3 protein-coding genes and 1 pseudogene are annotated in these 3,064 nt (G+C 36.4%); all 4 read right to left on the bottom strand.

Annotated features, from left to right (window positions below):
- Positions 1-659 precede the first annotated feature (659 nt).
- Positions 660-800: pseudogene (gene tdh, locus ACTRWI_RS22140) on the bottom strand (L-threonine 3-dehydrogenase); the annotation flags it as partial.
- A gap of 636 nt (positions 801-1,436) precedes the next feature.
- The gene (locus ACTRWI_RS22135) at positions 1,437-1,571 is read right to left on the bottom strand and encodes a hypothetical protein (RefSeq protein WP_499133855.1); all 135 of its coding nucleotides are present in this window, start codon (positions 1,569-1,571) and stop codon (positions 1,437-1,439) included.
- Between the two features lie 466 nt (positions 1,572-2,037).
- Positions 2,038-2,358: a hypothetical protein gene (locus tag ACTRWI_RS22130; protein WP_102269073.1), complete on the bottom strand. Its 321-nt coding sequence runs from the start codon at positions 2,356-2,358 to the stop codon at positions 2,038-2,040.
- Positions 2,359-2,627: 269 nt separating this feature from the next.
- A complete protein-coding gene (locus tag ACTRWI_RS22125) occupies positions 2,628-2,975 on the bottom strand; it encodes a hypothetical protein (RefSeq protein WP_499133854.1) in 348 nt (115 codons plus the stop codon).
- Positions 2,976-3,064 lie beyond the last annotated feature (89 nt).

Raw genomic sequence — 3,064 nt, 5'->3', positions numbered from 1 at the left:
GGGCTAAGAGGGAGTGTTTTGTTTGAAAGTTATGTATAAATTGCATAGTGTGATTCTAATGTCATTGTAGGTGTTTAAGAGGCAAAAATCGCATTTGGAAGCTGCTAACATCAATAATCAACCATGTGAATAAAATATAGCACTACCATAGAAATAATTGATACAATTATCACATATACTTTGCCCTAATAATGCATGGTAATGTATTTAATTGTAAGCATAGTTGGTACATAACAAGAACGCCAATATCACAATAGTACGTTAGAAGACACATTACACAGAGTCAAATCAGGTAATTTGGTTTACCTAATTAACGACTGAATGCTATCAATGCCGAGCTTAGCTTTTTATATTACAATTGTAGTGACCCGAATGTGGACATTCCTTCGTGACAAACCTCTTTTTCAACCATACCTTCAGCCAAAACGACTTCTTAAATGGCTGCTGAAATAGTTTAAGTTATCGCACCCGTTCGAGCGCCAAAAGCTAAAACAACAACTCCAGATCATCTCCCAAATAGATAAACAACGCATGTTCTCCAACATACTTTTGCCTCGCATTTATGACGAGCACAACTTGAGCATTACTTAGCAGTTTTAGACGTAAAAAAAGGCGACAGTTTTACCTGTCGCCTTTTGCAAATAAGAGCCTAATTTAGACTATTCCCAATCAAGGATTACCTTGCCTGAAAGCCCGCTACGCATAGCGTCAAAGCCTATTTGGAAGTCATCAACCTTAAAGTTGTGAGTGATAATTGGTGTTAGATCTAGGCCTGATTGAATCAAAGAAGCCATTATGTATAAACCCAAAATTAAACCTTAAAAAACAACAATTTAACTTCAAAATATAGAGTTCATGGCGACAAAGTGGCGACGACTTTGAACTCTAAGATAGGCAGATATGAAAAAAGAAAAAAATGCCCACTTTCATAGTGGGAGAAAGTGGGCAAAATATGGATGACATGATGATGTTCAAAATAAGCAAATTAATAATAGGCATACAAACTCATATGTGCAACAGTATTTCTATGACCTACAGCTCGCTTTTGGACATTTCTTGGCCCAGTCATGTACTAATTTAGCTTAACACGGTTAAATTTTAGTATTGAAAAATGACTTAGTGAGTTTTCCAGTATTGCTAAAGCAGATCACATACAACGATGACGTAGTAAAAGATAGTATCGCTTTATATAGAATGATTCTTGAAGTGAAAGTACACATCGGTCTAAAGCGCCAGTTACCGTACCTCAGATATAGCTCGAAGGAGAATACATTGGCGGTGCCGATAGTCTAGAAAAGTGGCTAAGCCGCAATGATTTGGGTAATACACCTGAAAATGTTTTGGATTTCGGAGAGATGCACGTCTCTTAACTGTCTGCAACGTGCCAAATATCAAAAAGCCCTCGACTTGGTCGCGGGCTTTTTGTAAACAATCTATTATCTCGCTAGTTTTTTCATCATTCGCTTGATGAAAGGCACTTTTTTAGGCTGCGGTTTACCATATAACATTTCATCCATCATTTTCTTAGCGGCAACTTGACCAATGTATACTGCACCTAGTTCATAACCCATGAATTTCTCCCGGCATTTTTGTAAAAAAGTTACTTAGTTGGCGTAATTATATACATTTAAAAATCACAAACAAGACCCTCGTCACACTTTTTTTGTAGTTTTTTTACAGGAAAATTGTAGGAGAGAAATAAAATTTCATACAAAACAGACAAGTACCCCCCGTTCGTACCGTTATCAGAATAAATGTGACCAGAAATAAAGCCCCGTACCAAATGCTATTACGAAGACTGAATCAAGCTAAAACTGAGTATTAAAGTATTCATACTGGTTGTAACTAACTTTTGGACAAAAGTAAGTTAGGGTTGAAGATCTAACTCGCTCCGTGAACATTAGAAAAAGTACCTGTAAGCCTTGAATGCAAGTTCTTATCCAAGCAGTGGTTACATTAGGACTGAAGTTTGTTGACCAGTACGTATGGGGCTTAGAGAGTTTGAACCTTCAACACCGCAGTTACCTTCAATAAACTTTAGTTTGCCGGTGAAAGAGAACGTTTTATATTAGAAAAAACAAAACCACCAATTGTAATAATAGGTAAAGATACTATTATTCTTAAGTTCCCTTCTAACTGAAAATAACCATCTAAAATGATAGAGGAATAGACAATCGGCACAGATACCAATGCGAATATGCATGATTTTTTAAACTCAAGAAAATACTTCTCTCTAACAAGTAAAATCCAGAAACTAAAGTAACTCAATAACGATAATATCAACAATCCTTTGAAGTTAAGCACTAAGGTTAAAAACCAAAAAAATGCTATACCTAATACTTTTTCACTTTTCTTCATAACACCCCAATATCAACACTTACTTACTCCTACATCACTCTCATATGTGTATGATCTTATCCTCTTTCATCGAATTATATTGGATAGAAGAGAACCAAGCACATGAAATTTGTAGGACTTGATCTAAATAGCTTTTGGACAAAAGCGAGTTACGCACTTTGCTCTATTTTGGTTGGTAAGTATTATGAAAAGTAGGGATATCAACGCCGCGTTAAGTGGTGAGCAACGCAAACCACCACACTTAAACCATTGTACCTTAAACACTTAAGCTAAATTGAACGGAAATCGCCAAGCGTTGTGAATCCGTCTTGAACGCTTTGTTTTAACTCAGTTAAAGAACCATCACTTTTGACTTGAAACTCTTTGTTCTCTTTAAAATCAACAACTCTTGCCAAAACACTACCCTTAGGGAAGACATTCTGCTCTAACAATGAATTTGAGATGTAATATTTTAAATCTTCTTTTTTGAAGAAGGTTTTCGCTACCAACTTTGTTTCTGATTCATTGAGCTTAAACACTGCGATATGCGAAGCTGCTCTCCGCATAAACCCAGGTGGAACATCTATACCTCGTTCCAAGCAGTAATCTAAAATTACCTTTGAATATTTCCCTTTCATCCTAACCTCAGTGAGTTATAACGCTTGCCGTAAACGGCACAAAATAGCAGGCTAAAATTAGCGACGAAGGAGCACAAGCCTGCTGTTGT

The sequence above is a fragment of the Pseudoalteromonas sp. G5_S1_14_S5 genome, assembly GCF_054968605.1.
Note: the sequence above shows the minus strand (reverse complement) of the source record. Positions and strands in the feature narration are given on the sequence as shown.

Coding starts and splice junctions, on each gene's coding strand:
- ACTRWI_RS22125 (WP_499133854.1), bottom strand. CDS start 2,975: ATGAAAGGGAAATATTCAAAGGTAATTTTAGATTACTGCTTGGAACGA.
- ACTRWI_RS22135 (WP_499133855.1), bottom strand. CDS start 1,571: ATGGGTTATGAACTAGGTGCAGTATACATTGGTCAAGTTGCCGCTAAG.
- ACTRWI_RS22130 (WP_102269073.1), bottom strand. CDS start 2,358: ATGAAGAAAAGTGAAAAAGTATTAGGTATAGCATTTTTTTGGTTTTTA.